Here is a 17340-nt window from a genome sequence, read left to right as displayed (position 1 = left end):
CCCTTTTCTTCCCCGCCGGAGATATCCCTGCAATTCCCACACCAATGGTCCCTCCCAGCACAAATGCCACCCGCGGCACCGGCCACCCGGCTCCGGGAAAGCCGAAACGCCCTCCCGGCGAGCCGGGAGGGCGTTCGTGTACTGGCTGTGTTCAGGCTACCCCGGGCGGGGTCCGGCCCGTCCCGGCCGTCTCAGTCGGCGAGCTCGATCTGGCGGACCAGGCCGGCGCCGATCTCGGTGGCGATGGTCTCCAGGTCGTCCTGGGCGATCGCCGAGTCGACGGTCAGCACGGTCAGCGCCTTGCCGCCCTTGGCGTCGCGGCCGACCTGCATGCCCGCGATGTTGACGCCGCGGTCGCCCAGCAGCTTGCCGATGACGCCGATGACGCCCGGCTTGTCGACGTAGCCCAGGACCGCCATGTGCGGGGCCGGGGTGAGCTCCACGTCGAAGCCGTTGATCTCCACGACGCGCTCCAGGTGGCGCGGGCCCGACAGGGTGCCCGAGACCGAGATGACCTCGCCGTCGGCCATGGTGCCCTTGACGGTGATGACGTTGCGCCACACCGGGGACTCCTCGCTGGTGGTCAGCGAGACCTCCACGCCGCGCTCGCCGGCGAGCAGCGGCGCGTTGACGAAGGTCACCGACTCCTCGACGACGCCGCTGAACACGCCCTTGAGCGCCGCGAGCTCCAGCACCTTGACGTCGTGGGCGGTGATCTCGCCGCGGACGATCACGTCCAGGCGGACCGGCACGCCCTGGGCCAGGGAGGTGAAGATGCGGCCGAGCTTCTCGGTCAGCGGCAGGCCCGGCTTGAGGTCCTCGGCCACGGCGCCGCCCTGGACGTTGACGGCGTCCGGCACGAACTCGCCGGACAGGGCGAGCTTCACCGACTTGGCGACCTGGGTGCCGGCCTTCTCCTGGGCCTCGTGGGTGGAGGCGCCCAGGTGCGGGGTGATGACCACGTTGTCGTGCTTGAACAGCGGGCTGTCGGTGCACGGCTCGGTGGAGAAGACGTCCAGGCCGGCGCCGGCGACGCGGCCCTCGGTCAGCGCCGCGTCCAGCGCCGCCTCGTCCACGATGCCGCCGCGCGCGGCGTTGATGATGCGCACCTCGGGCTTGACCAGGTGCAGCTCGCGGTCGCCGATGAGACCGAGGGTCTCCTTGGTCTTGGGCAGGTGGACGGTGATGAAGTCCGACTGCTGCAGCAGCTCGTCCAGGGTGACCAGGCGCACGCCGAGCTGGGCGGCGCGGGCGGCCTGGATGTAGGGGTCGTAGGCGATGATCTCCATGTCGAACGCCGCGAGCCGCTGCGCGGCCAGGACGCCGATGCGGCCCAGGCCCAGCACGCCGACGGTCTTGCCCTGCAGCTCGACGCCGGTGTACTTGGAGCGCTTCCACTCGCCCTGCTTGAGCGCCGCGTGGCCCTGCGGAACGTTCCGGGCGGTGGCCAGCAGCAGCGCGATGGCGTGCTCGGCGGCGGTGACGATGTTGGAGGTCGGCGCGTTGACGACCATGACGCCGGCCTTGGTGGCCGCCTCGACGTCGACGTTGTCCAGGCCGACGCCGGCGCGGGCCACGACACGCAGCTTCTTGGCGTGCTCGAAGACCTCGGCGTTGGCCTTGGTCGCGGAGCGGATGATCAGAGCGTCGACGTCGGCGACCGCCGGGAGGAGGGCGTCGCGGTCGGCGCCGTCGACGTACCTCACCTCGAAGTCGTTTTCCAGCACGGCGATACCGGCCGGGGAGAGTTCTTCGGCGACGAGGACGACTGGCTTACTCAACGTGGGATTCCTTGGGGTGAGAGATCTCTGCAGGTTGGAGGCCGCCACGCCCTCGTGCCGCGCCCGCGTCAAAGTCTATCCCCGCCCGGGGCTCACGCCCGACGCCCACGCCAGAACCGCCACGAGCGCGCGGGGTTCGCGGCCTCCCGCGGCCCGTAGGAGACGCGCAGCCCGTCGTCGAGATCGAAGGCGGCCCCCTCGCGCTCGGCGGGGAGCCGGAACCCCTCGGCCAGGTGGGTGCCGAACGCCGCGGTCCTGCTCAGGCCCAGTGTCCGCACCTCGACGCGGATCGTCCAGGAGCCGCGCTCGGGCAGGTCCAGCAGCGCCTCGAACCCCTCGCCGACGGGCTCGGTGTCGATTTCCAGCTCCTGCGCGCCGTCGCTCGCCAGCAGCCGCACGACCGGATCTTTCGCTTGGACCCGGGCGATTCGCGCCCAGCCCCTGACCTTCAGCAGCCCCTTGCTCCAGCCCATCGACTCCAGGCGGTGCTCGACGCCGACCTCGGTGGTGATGTCGGCGTCCTGGCGGGGCACTCCGCGCAGGTAGGGGTAGACGGCGTAGACCCGTCCCCCGACCACGACCGCGCCCTCCTTGCGCCCGGCGACCTCGTCGGCGATCAGCCGCTCCAGCTCCTCGAAGAGCTCGTTCTCGATGCAGAAGGCGCGCAGCCGCTCGCGCTCGGGCAGCTCCTGGCGCACCTCGGCGGTGAGCAGCCCGCAGAGCATGCCCTTGGTGGCCGTCACCACCTGCCGCCGCACGGGCTGCTCCACCTGGAGGAACCGCTGGTCGTACACGCGCAGGAGGTCGCGCGTGAGGCTGAGGACGGGCTTACGGGTGGGTGTGGTCACTGCTGCGGGCTCCCCGGGACTTGCCAGATCCCTGAACCGTATTGCGGCCGGCACCCGTGGCGCCGCAGCGACACGGACCGAAAAGCGAGAGTCCTTGCGCCATGCATACTCGGTATGCATACTCAGTATGCATGTCCATCCGCCACAGCCTGCTGGCCCTGCTCTCCCGGGGACCCCGCTACGGCTACCAGCTGCGCTCGGAGTTCGAGGCGGCGACCGGCAGCACCTGGCCGCTCAACATCGGCCAGGTCTACTCCACCCTCGGCCGCCTGGAGCGCGACGGCCTCGTCCTCGGCGGGGGCCAGGACGAGGAGGGCCGCTCGGTCTACTCCCTCACCGACAAGGGCGCCGCCGAGGTCCGAGACTGGTTCGCCACCCCCCTCACCCGCACCGAGCGCCCCCGCGACGAACTCGCGGTCAAACTCGCCCTCGCCCTGACCACGCCCGGCGTGGACGTGCGGGCCGTGGTCCAGGCCCAGCGCACCGCAACCCTGCGCGCCATGCGCGACCTGACCCGCCTCAAGGCCACCGCCGAGGGGCCGGCCTGGCCCCTGGTCCTGGAGTCCATGGTCTTCCAGGCCGAGGCCGAGATCCGCTGGCTCGACCACTGCGAGTCCACCCTGCTGCACGCCGCTCCACCCGCCGCGGCGCCCGCCGCGGCGCCCCCCGTAGACGAGGAGACCGATGAGCGTGCTCGAACTCGATGACGTCCACCGCGAACACGGCAGAGGGGCGGCACTCGTCCACGCCCTGCGCGGCCTGTCCCTGAGCGTTCTGCCCGGCGAGTTCGTCGCCGTGATGGGGCCCTCCGGATCCGGCAAGTCCACGCTGCTCAACCTCGCGGGCGGGCTGATCACGCCCTCCCGGGGCAGGGTCGTGGTCTCCGGCGTCGACCTGACCGGCCTGGACGTCCCGGCGCGGGCCGCGCTGCGCCGCCGCGCCGTCGGCTACGTCTTCCAGGAGCTCAACCTGATCCCCTCGCTCACCGCCGCCGAGAACGTCATGCTCCCCCGCGAACTGGACGGCGTGCGCGCCCGCAGGGCCCGCGCCGACGCCATGTCCGCGCTCGCCGAGGTCGGCCTCGTCGGCGAGGCGGGCCGCTTCCCCGAGGAGCTGTCCGGCGGCCAGCGCCAGCGCGTGGCCATCGCCCGCGCCCTGGTCGGCGAACGGCGGCTGATCCTGGCCGACGAGCCCGCCGGAGCCCTGGACTCCCGGGGCGGCGAGGAGATCATGCGGGTGCTGCGCGCCCGCTGCGACGCGGGCGCGGCCTGCCTGATGGTCACCCACGAGTCGCGGCACGCCGCCTGGGCCGACCGCGTGGTCTTCCTGCGCGACGGCACGGCCGTCGACTCCACCGAGCCCGCCCCCGGGCCCGAGGTCCTCCTGGAGAAGCGGTGAACGCGCTGCGCGCGGCGCTGCGCCTGGCCTGGCGCGACGCCCTGAGCTCCCGGCCGCGCTCCGCCCTGATCATCGCGATGATCGCCCTCCCGGTCGCCGCCTTCACCGCCCTCCCGCTGGTCGCGGGCACGACCATGATCGCGGGAGGGGGTCCCGAGGGGATGGCGGTGAACTCCCTGTTCATCGCACTGGTGGTGCTGGAAACGGTCCTGCTGGCGGGTCCCGCGTTCGCCGTCGGGTTGCGCCGCCAGAACCGGCTCCTTGCGCTGGTCTCGGCCGCGGGCGGCTCCCCCGGCCAGCTGCGCGCCCTGGTGCTCTGCTCGGGCCTGCTGCTCGGCGGCATCGCCGGGCTGGTCGGCACCGCCTTCGGTCTCCTCTTCGGCTGGGTAGGACGGTTGGCGCTGGCCGACCCGCCCCGGGGACGCGACCTGCCGCCCTGGGACGTGCCGTGGCTCTGGACCGCCGCCATCGTCCTCACGGCCGTGCTGAGCGGCCTGGCCGCCGCCTACGCCCCGGCACGCCAGGCGGGCCGCACCGACACCGCCGAGATCATGGCCGGGCGAAGGAGCACGCCGCCTCCCCGGCGCGGGCTTCCGGTCCTGGGCGCGCTGCTGGTCGTCGCGGGTGTGGCGCTGATACCGCTGGGCCTGGACGAACTGCGCGAGTTCAGCGCGGCGTTCGGCGCCGCGCTGATCATCATCGGCATCGTGCTGCTCGTCCCCGCGCTCATCGCGTTGACCGCCCGGTTCGCCGACCGGCTCCCGCTTCCGCTGCGCCTGGCGGTGCGCGACGCCGACCGCCACCGGACGCGGACCGCCCCGGCCATCGCCGCGATCATGGCGGTCACCGCCGCGCTGACCGCTCTGGCGATCGGCGGCGCCAGCGACTTCGCCCAGGAGCGGGCGGAGTACGAGCCGAGCCTGCCGACGGGTCAGACGATCGTCCGCCCGCTGCAGTCGGAGAGCCGCGTTCAGCAGGTGGAGGCCGCCGTCGGACGGGTGGTCCCGGGCCACCGGACCGCCCGCTTCGACCGCCTGGTCTTCCGGGCCGACGAAGACCCGGAAGCGGGCACGATGGTGAGCCTGCGGTGCGGTGAGCACCCGTGCACCACGAGCGGAGTCTGGCACCATCCCGCATCCGTCGGCAGCGGCCTGCTCGTCGGCGGGCCGGAGAGCCTCCCCCTCGTGCTGGGCCGGGACGACCCCGACGCCGCGGCCGCACTGGCCGGGGGCAAGGCCGTCGTCTTCGTACCGGGTGCGCTCGTCGACGGCCGTGTGGCGCTCGACATCGTGGACTTCGCGCACGAGACCCCCGCCGAACGCACCGTACGCCTGCCCGCCGTGCAGGCCGAGCCTCCGCCGCCCTCGGCGCACGCCCCGTTCGCGCTGCTCCCGCCGCAAGCCGCCGAACACCTCGGGGCGCGGGCGCTGCCCTTCGGCCTGATGATCGACGGCCCGCTCGGTCCCGACCGGGAGCGCCTGCTCGCCGGAGAGCTCGAGAAGATCGGCTCCGATCTCGGCATGCGCACCGAGCGCGGCTTCGACGAGTCGTTCACCTTGCCGCTGCTGGTGATGGGCGTCATCGCCGCCGTGCTCGTGCTCGCCGGAGCGCTGATCGCCACCGGACTGGCCGCCGCCGACTCCCGCCCGGACCTGGCGACGCTCACCGCCGTCGGCGCACGGCCCGTCACCCGGCGGCTGCTGCTCATGGCGCAGACCGGCTACATCGCGGTACTCGGCTGCGCACTGGGTCTGCTGGCCGGCATCGGACCGGGGATCGGGGCGGCTTATCCGCTGACCGCCAGCGGATGGCACCAGGGCAGGATCCCGACCGACGTGACCATCGACATCCCGTGGCTGCTCCTGCTCACCGTCCTGGTCGCCGTCCCGCTGGTGGCGTCCGCCGTGACGGCGCTGTCGACGCGCGGTAAGGAAGTCCTGCCCGAACGCACCGCCACCTGACCCGCGAAGAAGACGGCCGCCTGTACTCCCGCCGGGGGTGCAGGCGGTTCGCGTTCCGGAGTCCTGTGCCGGGACCGCGCGGATCTGCGATGATCGGGGCGGCCCCGCCAAGGTTCGCGCCCCTTACCCGATCGGCTCCCCGGATTCGAGGACGGGTGTGCGCGTGGGTGAGGGCGGTGCGGCGTCGAAGAGGCCGCGGATCGGAACGCGGGTCGTGCTCGTGGTGGTCTGGCTCGTCGTTGCGGGCTTCGCCGCTTCGGCGGTCGTCTCGGCCAGTGTGCTGCGGCTGGCGGAACTGGACCACGACCTGTGGATACCGGCGGGGCACACGCTCGTCCACGGGCTGGACGCCGAGACGGCGCCCGAGGTCCTCGCCGCGGTCGGGCGGGAGTTGCCGGGCGTCCCGGTGGCGCGGATCGACAGGGTCGACGAGCAGGCGCTGGAGCGGAAGGAACGGTGGTTCCACTACGCCAAGACCGGTGAAGGGTGTGCGACCGACCCGTGCGACAACGACCAGTGGCTGTTCGAGGAGATCCTGGTCGCCGACCCGGAGGAGGCGCTGCTCCTCGTCGGGGACGAACCCGAGGTCGCCGCTGCCCTGGCCGCGGGCAAGGCCGTGGTCTACGTGCCGGGCGTCGTCCGGGGCGGGGTCGCCCGCTTCGAGTTCGGCCGGTGGGACGAGCGGGACCATCCGGTGGTCCTGCGGACCTTCGACCTTCCCGCCGTGCACGCGGCTCCCGCGCTGGACGGCGTTCCCACCGTGATCCTTCCCCGGCGGACGGCCGCCGCCACCGGGCTGGAGGTCGGGCCCGCGATGCTGCTGACCGACGTTCCGCTCGACGAGACGCGGGCCGAGCGGCTGGACGGCGTGGTGGCCGGGCTCACCGGCTCCCGTGTCCGCTCGCATACCCAGGCGGCGTTCGACGGCTCCGGGACCGCGCCCTCGCCGCTGGTGCCGGGTGTCGTCGTGGCGGTGCTGGTCCTGGGCGCCGTCCTGCCCGCCGAGCGCTCGGCGGGGCGGGCGGCCTTCGTCTCGCTGCTGGGCTGCGGGACGGGTCTCCTCACCGGGATTCCGGCGGGCGCGGCGGCGGCCGTCCTGGCGACCCGGCCGTCGTCGCCGGGCTACACGTCCTCCGGTCCGCTCGTCGACGTCCCGTGGCTGCTCCTGCTCGGCGGCGCGGCGGCCGTGTCCCTGGCGGCGGCGTCGGGGGCGGCTCTCCTCTTCCGGGGACGCGGGGGACCTCCTGAAAGCCGCGGAAGGACCCTGAACGCGGAAGGACCCTGAAAAGGAATCGCCCGCGCCCCCCGGAGGGTGCGCGGGCGATCGCGAGCCGCGGGTGAACGTCAGTCGTTCAGCCAGGCGAACATGGGGCGGAGCTTGGAGCCGACCTGCTCGATGGGGTGGGCGCCCAGGTCCTCGCGGTACTTGAGGTGGTTGGGCTGGCCCGCGTCGAACTCCTCGACGAGCTCCTTCACGAACTGGCCGGACTGGATCTCGGCCAGGATCTTCTTCATCTCGGCCTTGGTGTCGGCGGTGATGACGCGCGGGCCGCGGGTGTAGCCGCCGAACTCCGCGGTGTCGGACACCGACCAGTACATCTTCTGGATGCCGCCCTCGTAGATCAGGTCGACGATCAGCTTGAGCTCGTGGAGGCACTCGAAGTAGGCGACCTCGGGCTGGTAGCCGGCCTCGACCAGGACCTCGAAACCGGTCTTGATCAGCTCGGCGGTGCCGCCGCACAGCACGGCCTGCTCGCCGAACAGGTCGGTCTCGGTCTCCTCCTTGAAGGTGGTCTTGATGCCACCCGCGCGCAGGCCGCCGATGCCCTTGGCGTAGGACAGGGCCAGGGCCCAGGCGCTGCCGGACTCGTCCTTCTCCACCGCCACGATGACCGGGACGCCGCGGCCGGCCTCGAACTGGCGGCGCACCAGGTGGCCGGGGCCCTTGGGGGCGACCATGGCGACGTCGACGCCCGCCGGGGGCTCGATCAGGCCGAAGCGGATGTTCAGGCCGTGGCCGAAGAACAGCGCGTCGCCCTCGGCGAGCTCGGGCTTGATGTCGTTCTCGTAGATGCCGCGCTGCAGGTGGTCCGGCGCCAGGATCATGATGAGGTTCGCCTCGGCGGCCGCCTCGCGGGGGGTGACCACGCGCAGGCCGTCGGCCTCGGCCTTGGCCCGGGACTTGGAGCCTTCGGGGAGGCCGACCCGGACGTCGACGCCCGAGTCGCGCAGGGACAGGGCGTGCGCGTGTCCCTGGGAGCCGTAGCCGATCACGGCGACGCTGCGACCCTGGATGATGCTCAGGTCGGCGTCGTTGTCATAGAACATCTCAGCCATGGTGGGGCTGTCTGCCTTTCTGGTGGTTACGCGCTGCGCGATTCGAGCGCGCGCAGCGAACGGTCGGTGATCGAGCGGGCGCCGCGGCCGACCGCGATCGCACCCGACTGGACCAGTTCCTTGATGCCGTACGGCTCGAGGCAACGGTACAGCGCATCCAGCTTGTCGCGGTTGCCGGTGGCCTCGATCGTGACCGCGTCGGGGGAGACGTCGACGACCTTGGCCCGGAACAGCTGCACGGTCTCCAGGACCTGCGAGCGCACGTCCGGTCCGGCCGCCACCTTGATCAGGACCAGTTCCCGCTGCACCGAGGCGGCCGGGTCCAGCTCGACGATCTTCAGCACGTTGATCAGCTTGTTGAGCTGCTTGGTGACCTGCTCCAGCGGCAGCTCCTGCTGCACGTCGACCACGATCGTCATCCGGGAGATCTCCGGGTGCTCGGTCGGGCCGACGGCCAGCGAGTCGATGTTGAAGCCGCGCCGGGCGAAGAGCCCCGCGATGCGGACCAGGACCCCGGGCTTGTTCTCGACCAGGACGGAGAGGGTGTGCCGGCTCATCAGTCTTCGTGCTCCCACTTCGGCGCCAGGTCGCGCGCGTACTTGATGTCGTCGTTGCTGGATCCGGCGGCGACCATCGGCCAGACCATCGCGTCGTCGTGGACGACGAAGTCGATGACCACGGGGCGGTCGTCGATCTCCATCGCCTTCTCGATCGCGGCGTCGACCTCGCCGGCCGACTCCACCCGCATGCCCTCGCACCCGTAGGCGTCGGCCAGCTTCACGAAGTCGGGGATGCGCTTGGAGTGCAGCCGGGTGTTGGAGTAGCGGCCGTCGTAGAAGAGCGTCTGCCACTGGCGGACCATGCCGAGGTTGCCGTTGTTGATCAGGGCGACCTTGATCGGGATGCCCTCGACCGCGCAGGTGACCAGCTCCTGGTTGGTCATCTGGAAGCAGCCGTCGCCGTCGATCGCCCAGACCGCCTTGTCGGGCGCGCCGACCTTGGCGCCCATCGCCGCCGGGACCGCGTAGCCCATGGTGCCCGCGCCGCCGGAGTTGATGAACGTGCCGGGGTTCTCGTAGGAGATGAACTGCGAGGCCCACATCTGGTGCTGGCCGACGCCGGCGCAGTACAGCGCCTCCGGGCCGACGATCTTGCCGAGCCGCTCGATGACGTACTGCGGGGCCAGCTCGCCGTTGTCCGGGGTGTCATAGCCCAGCGCGTAGGTGGACTTCCAGGCGTTGAGCTGCTGCCACCAGGCGGTGTAGTCGCCGATCCGGCCCGCGGCGTGCTCGGTCTGGATCGCGACGATCAGGTCGGCGATCACCTCGCGGGCGTCGCCGACGATCGGCACGTCCGCCTGCCGGTTCTTGGAGATCTCCGCCGGGTCGATGTCGGCGTGCACGATGGCCGCGTGCGGCGCGAAGGAGGCGAGGTCGCCGGTGACCCGGTCGTCGAACCGGGCGCCCAGCGCCACGATGAGGTCGGACTTCTGCAGCGCGCCGACCGCGCCGACGGTGCCGTGCATGCCCGGCATGCCCATGTGCAGCGGGTGGCTGTCGGGGAAGGCGCCGCGGGCCATCAGCGTGGTGACGACCGGCGCGCCGGTCAGCTCGGCCAGCACCCGCAGCTCGGCCGCCGCGCGGGCCTTGATGACGCCGCCGCCGACGTACAGGACGGGCCGCTGGGCGCCGACGATCATCCGGGCCGCCTCGCGGACCTGCTTGGAGTGCGGGCGGGTGACCGGACGGTACCCCGGCAGGCGCATCTCCTCGGGCCAGGCGAAGTCGAAGGTGGCCTGCATCGCGTCCTTGGCGACGTCGACCAGGACCGGGCCCGGACGGCCCGTGCCCGCGATGTGGAAGGCCTCCAGGACGGTGCGGCCGATGTCGCGGGGGTCGGTCACCAGGAAGTTGTGCTTGGTGATCGGCAGCGTGATCCCGGAGATGTCGGCTTCCTGGAACGCGTCCGTCCCGATGAAGCGGGAGGCGACCTGCCCGGTGATCGCGACCATCGGCACGGAGTCCATGTAGGCGTCCGCGATGGGCGTCACCAGGTTGGTCGCGCCCGGACCGGAGGTCGCCATGCAGACGCCCACCCGCCCCGTCGCCTGGGCGTACCCCTGTGCGGCGTGCCCGGCGCCCTGCTCGTGGCGGACCAGGATGTGACGCAGCTTCTGCGAGTCGTACAGGGGGTCGTAGGCCGGAAGGATCGCCCCTCCCGGAATCCCGAACACCGTGTCGACGCCGACGTTCTCCAGGGCCCGGACCAGCGCCTGGGCCCCGGTCATCTGCTCGGTCATCTTGCTACTTCCTTGGAAGGGAGGGAGAGGGTCACGGACGGCCCGCGCCGAGTCCGACCGTGATGAGGCCAACAAAAAACCCCTCGCGCCACCAATGGGCGATCGAGGGGAGCGCGCAAGCCTCAGAACTCGTTCAGGCCGCGCGCCTGCCGAGTACTACGAGGAGAAGGTTGCCGTTCTGCACGGACCTACTGTCGCCGATGACCCGCCCCCAGGTCAAATCGATGTTGCCGAGATCTCACGATCTGAGATATGGCCTGTTCAGCCCGCCTGCGCCCGCACCGGCACACCGCTGCCGTCGCCGCCCGGCCTGACCTCGGCGTCGATCCGCTCGGCCGGCATCGGCCGCGCCACCAGGAAGCCCTGGCCCCGCGCGCAGCCCATCTCGCGCAGCCGCTCCAGCTGGTCGGCGCACTCGATGCCCTCGGCCACCACGGTCAGCCCCAGCTCCGCGCCCAGGCGCACGATGGTGCGGGTGAGCAGGGTGAGGGTCTCGTCCCTGCCCACGCCCGAGACGAAGGACGGGTCGATCTTCAGCACGTCCACCGGGAGCTGGCCCAGATAGGCCAGCGAGGCGTACCCGGTGCCGAAGTCGTCGATGGCCAGCCGCACCCCCAGGTCGCGCAGCGCCGACAGCCGCGCCAGGTGCTGCTCGTCGCCCTGGAAGTGCTCGACGAGCACCTCCTCCCGCACCTCCAGGGTGAGGGCGTGCGGCGGCAGGCCGCTCTCGGCCAGCGCCTCGGCCACCGTCTCGGCGAACTTGGGGGCGGCGATCTGCCGGGCGGTGAGGTTGACCGACAGGCCGATCTGCCAGCCCTCGGCCCGCCAGCGGGCCGCCTCGCGGCAGGCCTCCCCCAGCATCCAGGCGCCCAGCGGGACGATCAGGCCGGATTCCTCGGCGGCGCCGATGAACTCCTCCGGCGGCACCGCGACGTCCTCGCGCCGCCAGCGCAGCAGCGCCTCCACCCCGGCGACCCGGCCGCTCTCCAGCTCCACCACCGGCTGGAACTCCACGGTGAACTCCCGCTCGGCCAGCGCCCGCTGCAGGTCGCTGCCGAGCTCCAGGCGGCGCACGACCGCGGCGTGCATCTGGGTGGCGAACACCTCGACCCGGCCGCCGCCCAGCTCCTTGGCCCGCGTCATGGCCAGGTCGCCGTTGCGGATCAGGGAGGCCGAGCCGGTCTCGTCCAGGGCGTGGACCTCGGCGGTGGAGGCCAGCGCCTCGTCGGCGAAGGCCACCCCGACGCTGGCGCTGAGCACGATGCCGCGCTCGCCCACCCGGTAGGGGTCGTCGGAGAGCGCGCGCAGCAGCCGTTCGGCCAGGTCCACCACGGTCTGGGCGTCGGCGGCGGTCTCCACCAGGACCGCGAACTCGTCGCCGCCCCAGCGCGCCACCGTGTCGTCGGCCGGCACGCACGCCCGCAGCCGCCGCGCGGCCTGGGCCAGCACCTGGTCGCCCGCGGCGTGCCCGGCCGAGTCGTTCACCGCGGTGAAGCCGTCGAGGTCGACGAAGACCACGGCGGTGACGGGGTTGCGGCGCGAGAGCACCTGGCGGGTGCGCTCCTCCAGGTAGGCGCGGTTGGGCAGGCCGGTCAGGCCGTCGTGGAAGGTCAGGTGGGTGACCTGGCGCTTGAGCGCCGCCTCCTCCGACAGGTCGCGGGCGGTGACCAGCAGGCTGCCGGGGGCGTAGCGGGAGAAGGACGAGTCGGTCGGCAGCCAGGTGCCGTCGGTGGTGCGCAGCCGGCAGCGCAGCCGCAGCGGCCCCCCGCGGGCGGCGGAGCACTCGCTCAGCGCCTTCTCGACGGCGGGGCGGTCCTCGGGGTGCAGGAACTCCTGCAGGGGGCTGCCCAGCAGGCCGTCCAGGGCGTGCGAGGAGCTCCACTGGTCGCCGGCGCTCATGTAGTGCACCGCGCCGGTCTCGTCGCAGATCAGGACGAGGTCGTCGACGCTCTCGGCCAGGGCGCGGAAGTGCTCCTCGGCGGCGCGCACCTCGCCGCGCAGCCGGTCGTTCTCGCGCAGCAGGTCGGTGAGGCGGACGATGAGGACGAGCAGCGCCGTGCCGGTGACCACCAGCACGATCGGCTCGATCGGCTCGCCGCCGGTGAGGGTGTGCCCCGCCACGAACATCGCGGCGGCGCCCGCCAGCACCGCCGGCGCGAAGCCGGGGCCGACCAGGCGGCCCCGCAGCTCGCCGCGGCGGGCGTCGCGGCCCAGCCAGGGGGCGGCGCCCAGCAGCAGCACGCCGCCGAAGCGCAGGACCTCGCCCAGGCCGCTCTCCTCGCCGCCGAGCCGCGCCGCGGTGCCCGTCACGTCGCCCGCGGCCATCAGCAGCAGCGCCAGGTAGGCGGTGACGGCGGTGGGCCGCTGGCGGCGCGCGGCGCCCAGCACGAACGGCAGCAGCGCGCACAGCAGGCCGATGTCCAGCAGCGGGTAGCGCAGCTCCAGCAGGAAGTGGGCCGGGGAGTCGCCGTTCTCGCGGAACAGCCGCCCGAAGAGGGAGTCCCAGCCGATCACGAACAGCGCGGCGCCGCACACGTAGGTGTCGGCCGCGTACATGAGCCACTTGCGGGCGGTGCGCGGCAGCCGCGTCGGGGCGATGAAGCCCATGGCCATGGGCAGGAGCGCCGCGAGGTAGAAGAGGTCGCCCAGGGACGTGGCCATCGTGACGTCCAGGACGGCGCGGGAGATCGCGCTGGTGGCCGCGCCCACGCTCCAGCAGGCGGCCGCGGCGGCGAACCAGCGCCAGGACTCGGCGCCGGGCATGCTCCGGGAGGCGTACACCAGGCTCGCGCAGGCGGCGGCGCTCGCTCCCGCGGCGAACCAGTCGCTGCTCCAGCCCAGCAGCAGGGAGCACAGGACGTAGAGGACGCCCAGCAGTGACACCAGACCCAGCGGCAGCGCCCGCGCCGCGGACCGGTGCCGCTCCTTCTCGCCCGTCATCTTCGCTCGTGCTCCTGGTTCACTGAGCCTGTCGGCGAGGATCCGGCCCCCACCCTCGGGCTCGACGGCTGGCTGCGTCCACGCTCGGACGGCGTCCGGGCGTCATGAGGTCGGGGATCTCGTCGTGCTCCTCAATGTACGTTCCGTAGGTCACGGAGCGATTGAGGGTCAGCCCCCATCCGGCGACAAACTCTCACGGCCAGTAATCACCCCTGGGCAACGCGTGCGCCTGATTGCCGATCTGTGATCCGCCGGACACCCCGGTACCACCGCGCGGACAGCCCCGGATCACTGTCCGCGACCGCCCTCTCGCCTTCCGGCGCTCCGGCCGCCCCCCGCGCTCCAACCCCGCAAACCCCCTGCGGCCCGCGGGGGCCGAGGGGGTGGAGGGGTGGAGGCGGGTGCCCGGCCGCCCCCGGGGGGCGGCCGGGCCGGGTCAGGACTGGCCGAGCCGCTCGAGGATGATCTCGCGGGCGCGGGCGGCGTCGGCCTGGCCGCGGCTGGCCTTCATGACGGCGCCGACCAGGGCGCCGGCGGCGGCGACCTTGCCGTCGCGGACCTTCTGGGCGGCGTCGGCGTTGTCGGCGATCACCTTGTCGACGATGGCGACCAGCTCGCCCTCGTCGGAGACGACCTTGAGGCCGCGGGCGGCGACGACCTCGTCGGGGGTGCCCTCCCCGGCGAGCACGCCCTCGAAGACCTTGCGGGCGAGCTTGTCGTTGAGCTCGCCGGCGTCGACGAGCGCCTGGATGCGGGCGACCTGCTCCGCGGTGACCGGCAGCGCGGACAGCTCGACGCCCTGGGCGGTGGCGGTGCGCGACAGCTCGTTCATCCACCACTTGCGGGCGGCGGCGGGCGAGGCGCCGGCGGCGATCGTCTCCTCGATGAGGTCGAGCGCGCCCGCGTTGATCACGTCGCGCAGCTCCTCGTCGCTGAGCGACCAGGCGGCCTTGACGCGGACGCGGCGCGCGGCCGGGAGCTCGGGCAGCGCCGCCCGGATCTCCTCGACCCACTCGCGCGCCGGGGCGACCGGCACGAGGTCGGGCTCGGGGAAGTAGCGGTAGTCCTGCGCGTCGGCCTTGGACCGCCCCGGGCTGGTGGTGCCGGTGTTCTCGTGGAAGTGGCGGGTCTCCTGGAGGACCGGGCCCCCGGCGTCCAGCACGGCGGCCTGCCGCTCGATCTCGTGGCGGACCGAGCGCTCGACGCTGCGCAGCGAGTTGACGTTCTTGGTCTCGGTGCGGGTGCCCCACTCCGAGGCGTCCTTGAGCATGAGCGAGACGTTGACGTCGCAGCGCATGGAGCCCTCCTCCATGCGCACGTCCGAGGCGCCCAGGGCGCGCACGAGCTCGCGCAGCTCGGTGGCGTAGGCGCGGGCGACCAGCGGCGCCTTCTCCTCGGTGGCCTCGATCGGCTTGGTGACGATCTCGATCAGCGGGATGCCGGCCCGGTTGTAGTCCACCAGCGAGTGCGAGGCGCCGTGGATGCGGCCCGTCGCGCCGCCCACGTGGGTGGACTTGCCGGTGTCCTCCTCCAGGTGGGCGCGCTCGATGCCGATCCGGTACGTCTCGCCCTCGACCTCGACGTCCAGGTAGCCGTCGAAGCAGATCGGCTCGTCGTACTGCGAGATCTGGAAGTCCTTCGGCATGTCCGGATAGAAGTAGTTCTTCCGGGCGAAGCGGCACCACTCGGCGATCGAGCAGTTCAGCGCGAGGCCGATGCGGATCGCGTACTCGATGGCCTTGGAGTTGACGACCGGCAGCGAACCGGGCATGCCCAGGCAGACCGGGCACACGTGGGTGTTGGGCGCCCCGCCGAACTCCGTGGGGCAGCCGCAGAACATCTTGGAGGCCGTGCCCAGCTCGATGTGGGTCTCGATGCCCAGCACCGGCGAGTACTTGGCCAGGGCCTCGTCAAAGGGAACAAGCGTCGTCACAGCGCGGGAGCCTTTCCGAGCAGCGGGCCGCCCCAGCGGTCCTCCAGTGCCTTCTCCACCGCGGCGCCGACCCGGTAGCAGCGGTCGTCGGCCAGCACGGGGGCCATGATCTGCAGGCCGACCGGGAGGCCGTCCTCGTCGGCCAGACCGCACGGGACGGAGATGGCCGCGTTGCCCGCCATGTTCGACGGGATGGTGCACAGGTCGGCCAGGTACATGGCCATCGGGTCGTCGGCGCGCTCGCCGATCGGGAACGCCGTGGTCGGCGTGGTCGGCGAGATGAGCACGTCGACCTGCCCGAAGGCGGCCTCGAAGTCGCGGGAGATGAGCGTGCGCACCTGCTGGGCCTTGCCGTAGTAGGCGTCGTAGTAGCCCGAGGACAGGGCGTAGGTGCCCAGGATGATGCGGCGCTTGACCTCGGGCCCGAACCCGGCGGCGCGGGTGAGGGCCATGACCTCCTCGGCCGAGCGGGTGCCGTCGTCGCCGACGCGCAGGCCGTAGCGCATCGCATCGAACCGGGCCAGGTTGGAGGAGGCCTCGGACGGGGCGATGAGGTAGTAGGAGGACAGCGCGTAGGTGAACGCCGGGCAGGAGACCTCGACGACCTTGGCGCCCAGGGACTCCAGCAGCTCGACCGCCTCGTTGAAGCGGCCCAGCACGCCGGCCTGGTAGCCCTCGCCGGCGAACTCCTTGACGACGCCGACGCGCAATCCCGCCACGTCGGCGCGGCGGGCGGCCTCGACGACCGGCGGGACCGGCTCGCGCACCGAGGTGGAGTCGCGGGGGTCGTGGCCGGAGAACGCCTCGTGCAGCAGCGCCGCGTCCAGCACGTTGCGGGCGAAGGGGCCGGGGGTGTCCAGCGAGGAGGCGAACGCCACCAGGCCGTAGCGGGAGGAGCCGCCGTAGGTGGGCTTCATGCCGACCAGGCCGGTGACCGCGGCGGGCTGGCGGATCGAGCCGCCGGTGTCGGTGCCGGTGGCCAGGGGAGCCTCGTAGGCGGCGACCGCCGCCGAGGAGCCGCCGGAGGAGCCGCCGGGGATGCGGGAGAGGTCCCACGGATTGCTGGTGGGGCCGTAGGCGCTGTTCTCGGTGGAGGAGCCCATCGCGAACTCGTCCATGTTGGTCTTGCCCAGGATCACCAGGCCGGCCTCGCGCAGCCGGGTGGTGATGGTGGCGTCGTACGGCGGCACCCAGCCCTCGAGGATCTTCGAGGCGCAGGTGGTGGGCATGTCCCGGGTGGTGAACACGTCCTTGTGCGCGACCGGCACCCCGGCCAGCGGCCCGAGCTCCTCGCCGGCGGCGCGCCGGGCGTCCACGGCCCGCGCCTGCTCCAGCGCGCTCTCGGCGGCCACGTGCAGGAACGCGTTGACCTTGCCCTCGACCTGCTCGATGCGCTCCAGGTGGGCCTGGGCCACCTCGACGGCGGTGGTCTCGCCGGCGGCGATCAGGGCGCCCAGCTCGGCTGCTGTCTTGTGGATCATCAGTCCTCCTCCTCCAGGATCCGCGGGACCCGGAAGCGCTCGTCCTCGGCGGCGGGCGCGCCCGAGAGCGCCTCGGCGCTGCTCAGCGACGGCTGGACCGCGTCGGGCCGGAAGACGTTGGTGATCGGCAGGGCGTGGGTGGTCGGCGGGATGTCCTCGGCCGCCACCTCCTGCACCCGCGCGACCGCGGAGACGATCGCGTCCAGCTGGACGGCGAGGTGGTCGAGTTCCTCCTCGCCGAGGGCCAGCCGGGAGAGCCGGGCGAGGTGCGCTACCTCGTCACGGGTGATGGACATAGGAGAGCCGTTTCGGAAAGTGATCGACGGGATGCCCACCCATCCTATGGCCAACCCCGACTCGGC

Annotated in this window: 13 protein-coding genes; 4 read left to right on the top strand and 9 right to left on the bottom strand. The window is 72.6% G+C overall.

All coding sequences use genetic code 11. From position 1 onward, the window contains the following. Positions 1 to 191 precede the first annotated feature (191 nt). The gene (serA, locus tag ABD140_RS33975; protein WP_344245970.1) at positions 192 to 1781 is read right to left on the bottom strand and encodes a phosphoglycerate dehydrogenase; all 1590 of its coding nucleotides are present in this window, start codon (positions 1779 to 1781) and stop codon (positions 192 to 194) included. A gap of 92 nt (positions 1782 to 1873) precedes the next feature. Continuing rightward, the gene (locus ABD140_RS33970; protein ID WP_344245968.1) at positions 1874 to 2629 is read right to left on the bottom strand and encodes a hypothetical protein; all 756 of its coding nucleotides are present in this window, start codon (positions 2627 to 2629) and stop codon (positions 1874 to 1876) included. Between the two features lie 131 nt (positions 2630 to 2760). Here ABD140_RS33970 and ABD140_RS33965 point away from each other — a divergent pair, with 131 nt between their 5' ends. From ABD140_RS33965 to ABD140_RS33950, 4 genes are all read left to right on the top strand, one after another. Then, entirely contained in the window at positions 2761 to 3336 is a 576-nt protein-coding gene (locus ABD140_RS33965; RefSeq protein ID WP_344245966.1) for a PadR family transcriptional regulator, read from the top strand. Further along, entirely contained in the window at positions 3314 to 4027 is a 714-nt protein-coding gene (locus ABD140_RS33960; RefSeq protein WP_344245964.1) for an ABC transporter ATP-binding protein, read from the top strand. The genes ABD140_RS33965 and ABD140_RS33960 overlap by 23 nt, the downstream gene beginning before the upstream one ends. Next, positions 4024 to 5988: an FtsX-like permease family protein gene (locus ABD140_RS33955; protein WP_344245962.1), complete on the top strand. Its 1965-nt coding sequence runs from the start codon at positions 4024 to 4026 to the stop codon at positions 5986 to 5988. The genes ABD140_RS33960 and ABD140_RS33955 overlap by 4 nt, the downstream gene beginning before the upstream one ends. Positions 5989 to 6145: 157 nt before the next feature. Continuing rightward, positions 6146 to 7273, top strand: coding sequence for a hypothetical protein (locus tag ABD140_RS33950; RefSeq protein WP_344245960.1), 1128 nt, complete (start codon positions 6146 to 6148; stop codon positions 7271 to 7273). Positions 7274 to 7332: 59 nt separating this feature from the next. Here ABD140_RS33950 and ilvC read toward each other — a convergent pair whose 3' ends face one another. From ilvC to gatC, 7 genes are all read right to left on the bottom strand, one after another. Beyond that, positions 7333 to 8316, bottom strand: coding sequence for a ketol-acid reductoisomerase (gene ilvC / locus ABD140_RS33945; RefSeq protein WP_344245958.1), 984 nt, complete (start codon positions 8314 to 8316; stop codon positions 7333 to 7335). A gap of 35 nt (positions 8317 to 8351) precedes the next feature. Beyond that, positions 8352 to 8882, bottom strand: a complete 531-nt coding sequence (gene ilvN, locus ABD140_RS33940) for an acetolactate synthase small subunit (protein WP_344245956.1) — start codon at positions 8880 to 8882, stop codon at positions 8352 to 8354. Further along, positions 8882 to 10696, bottom strand: coding sequence for an acetolactate synthase large subunit (locus tag ABD140_RS33935; protein ID WP_344245954.1), 1815 nt, complete (start codon positions 10694 to 10696; stop codon positions 8882 to 8884). Before ABD140_RS33935 ends, ilvN begins: the two co-directional genes overlap by 1 nt. Before the next feature lie 189 nt (positions 10697 to 10885). Next, entirely contained in the window at positions 10886 to 13564 is a 2679-nt protein-coding gene (locus ABD140_RS33930; RefSeq protein ID WP_344245952.1) for a putative bifunctional diguanylate cyclase/phosphodiesterase, read from the bottom strand. 436 nt (positions 13565 to 14000) lie between these two features. Beyond that, positions 14001 to 15497, bottom strand: a complete 1497-nt coding sequence (gatB, locus tag ABD140_RS33925; RefSeq protein WP_425544181.1) for an Asp-tRNA(Asn)/Glu-tRNA(Gln) amidotransferase subunit GatB — start codon at positions 15495 to 15497, stop codon at positions 14001 to 14003. Next, entirely contained in the window at positions 15494 to 16978 is a 1485-nt protein-coding gene (gene gatA, locus ABD140_RS33920; RefSeq protein WP_344245950.1) for an Asp-tRNA(Asn)/Glu-tRNA(Gln) amidotransferase subunit GatA, read from the bottom strand. Before gatA ends, gatB begins: the two co-directional genes overlap by 4 nt. Continuing rightward, a complete protein-coding gene (gene gatC / locus ABD140_RS33915) occupies positions 16978 to 17274 on the bottom strand; it encodes an Asp-tRNA(Asn)/Glu-tRNA(Gln) amidotransferase subunit GatC (protein WP_344245948.1) in 297 nt (98 codons plus the stop codon). Before gatC ends, gatA begins: the two co-directional genes overlap by 1 nt. Positions 17275 to 17340: the final 66 nt, after the last annotated feature.

It is taken from the genome of Actinocorallia libanotica (genome assembly GCF_039525175.1).
GTDB lineage: Bacteria > Actinomycetota > Actinomycetes > Streptosporangiales > Streptosporangiaceae > Actinocorallia > Actinocorallia libanotica.
Note: the sequence above shows the minus strand (reverse complement) of the source record. Positions and strands in the feature narration are given on the sequence as shown.

Coding starts and splice junctions, on each gene's coding strand:
- ABD140_RS33930 (WP_344245952.1), bottom strand. CDS start 13,564: ATGACGGGCGAGAAGGAGCGGCACCGGTCCGCGGCGCGGGCGCTGCCG.
- ABD140_RS33965 (WP_344245966.1), top strand. CDS start 2,761: ATGTCCATCCGCCACAGCCTGCTGGCCCTGCTCTCCCGGGGACCCCGC.
- ABD140_RS33960 (WP_344245964.1), top strand. CDS start 3,314: ATGAGCGTGCTCGAACTCGATGACGTCCACCGCGAACACGGCAGAGGG.
- gatA (WP_344245950.1), bottom strand. CDS start 16,978: ATGATCCACAAGACAGCAGCCGAGCTGGGCGCCCTGATCGCCGCCGGC.
- gatC (WP_344245948.1), bottom strand. CDS start 17,274: ATGTCCATCACCCGTGACGAGGTAGCGCACCTCGCCCGGCTCTCCCGG.
- ilvN (WP_344245956.1), bottom strand. CDS start 8,882: ATGAGCCGGCACACCCTCTCCGTCCTGGTCGAGAACAAGCCCGGGGTC.
- ilvC (WP_344245958.1), bottom strand. CDS start 8,316: ATGTTCTATGACAACGACGCCGACCTGAGCATCATCCAGGGTCGCAGC.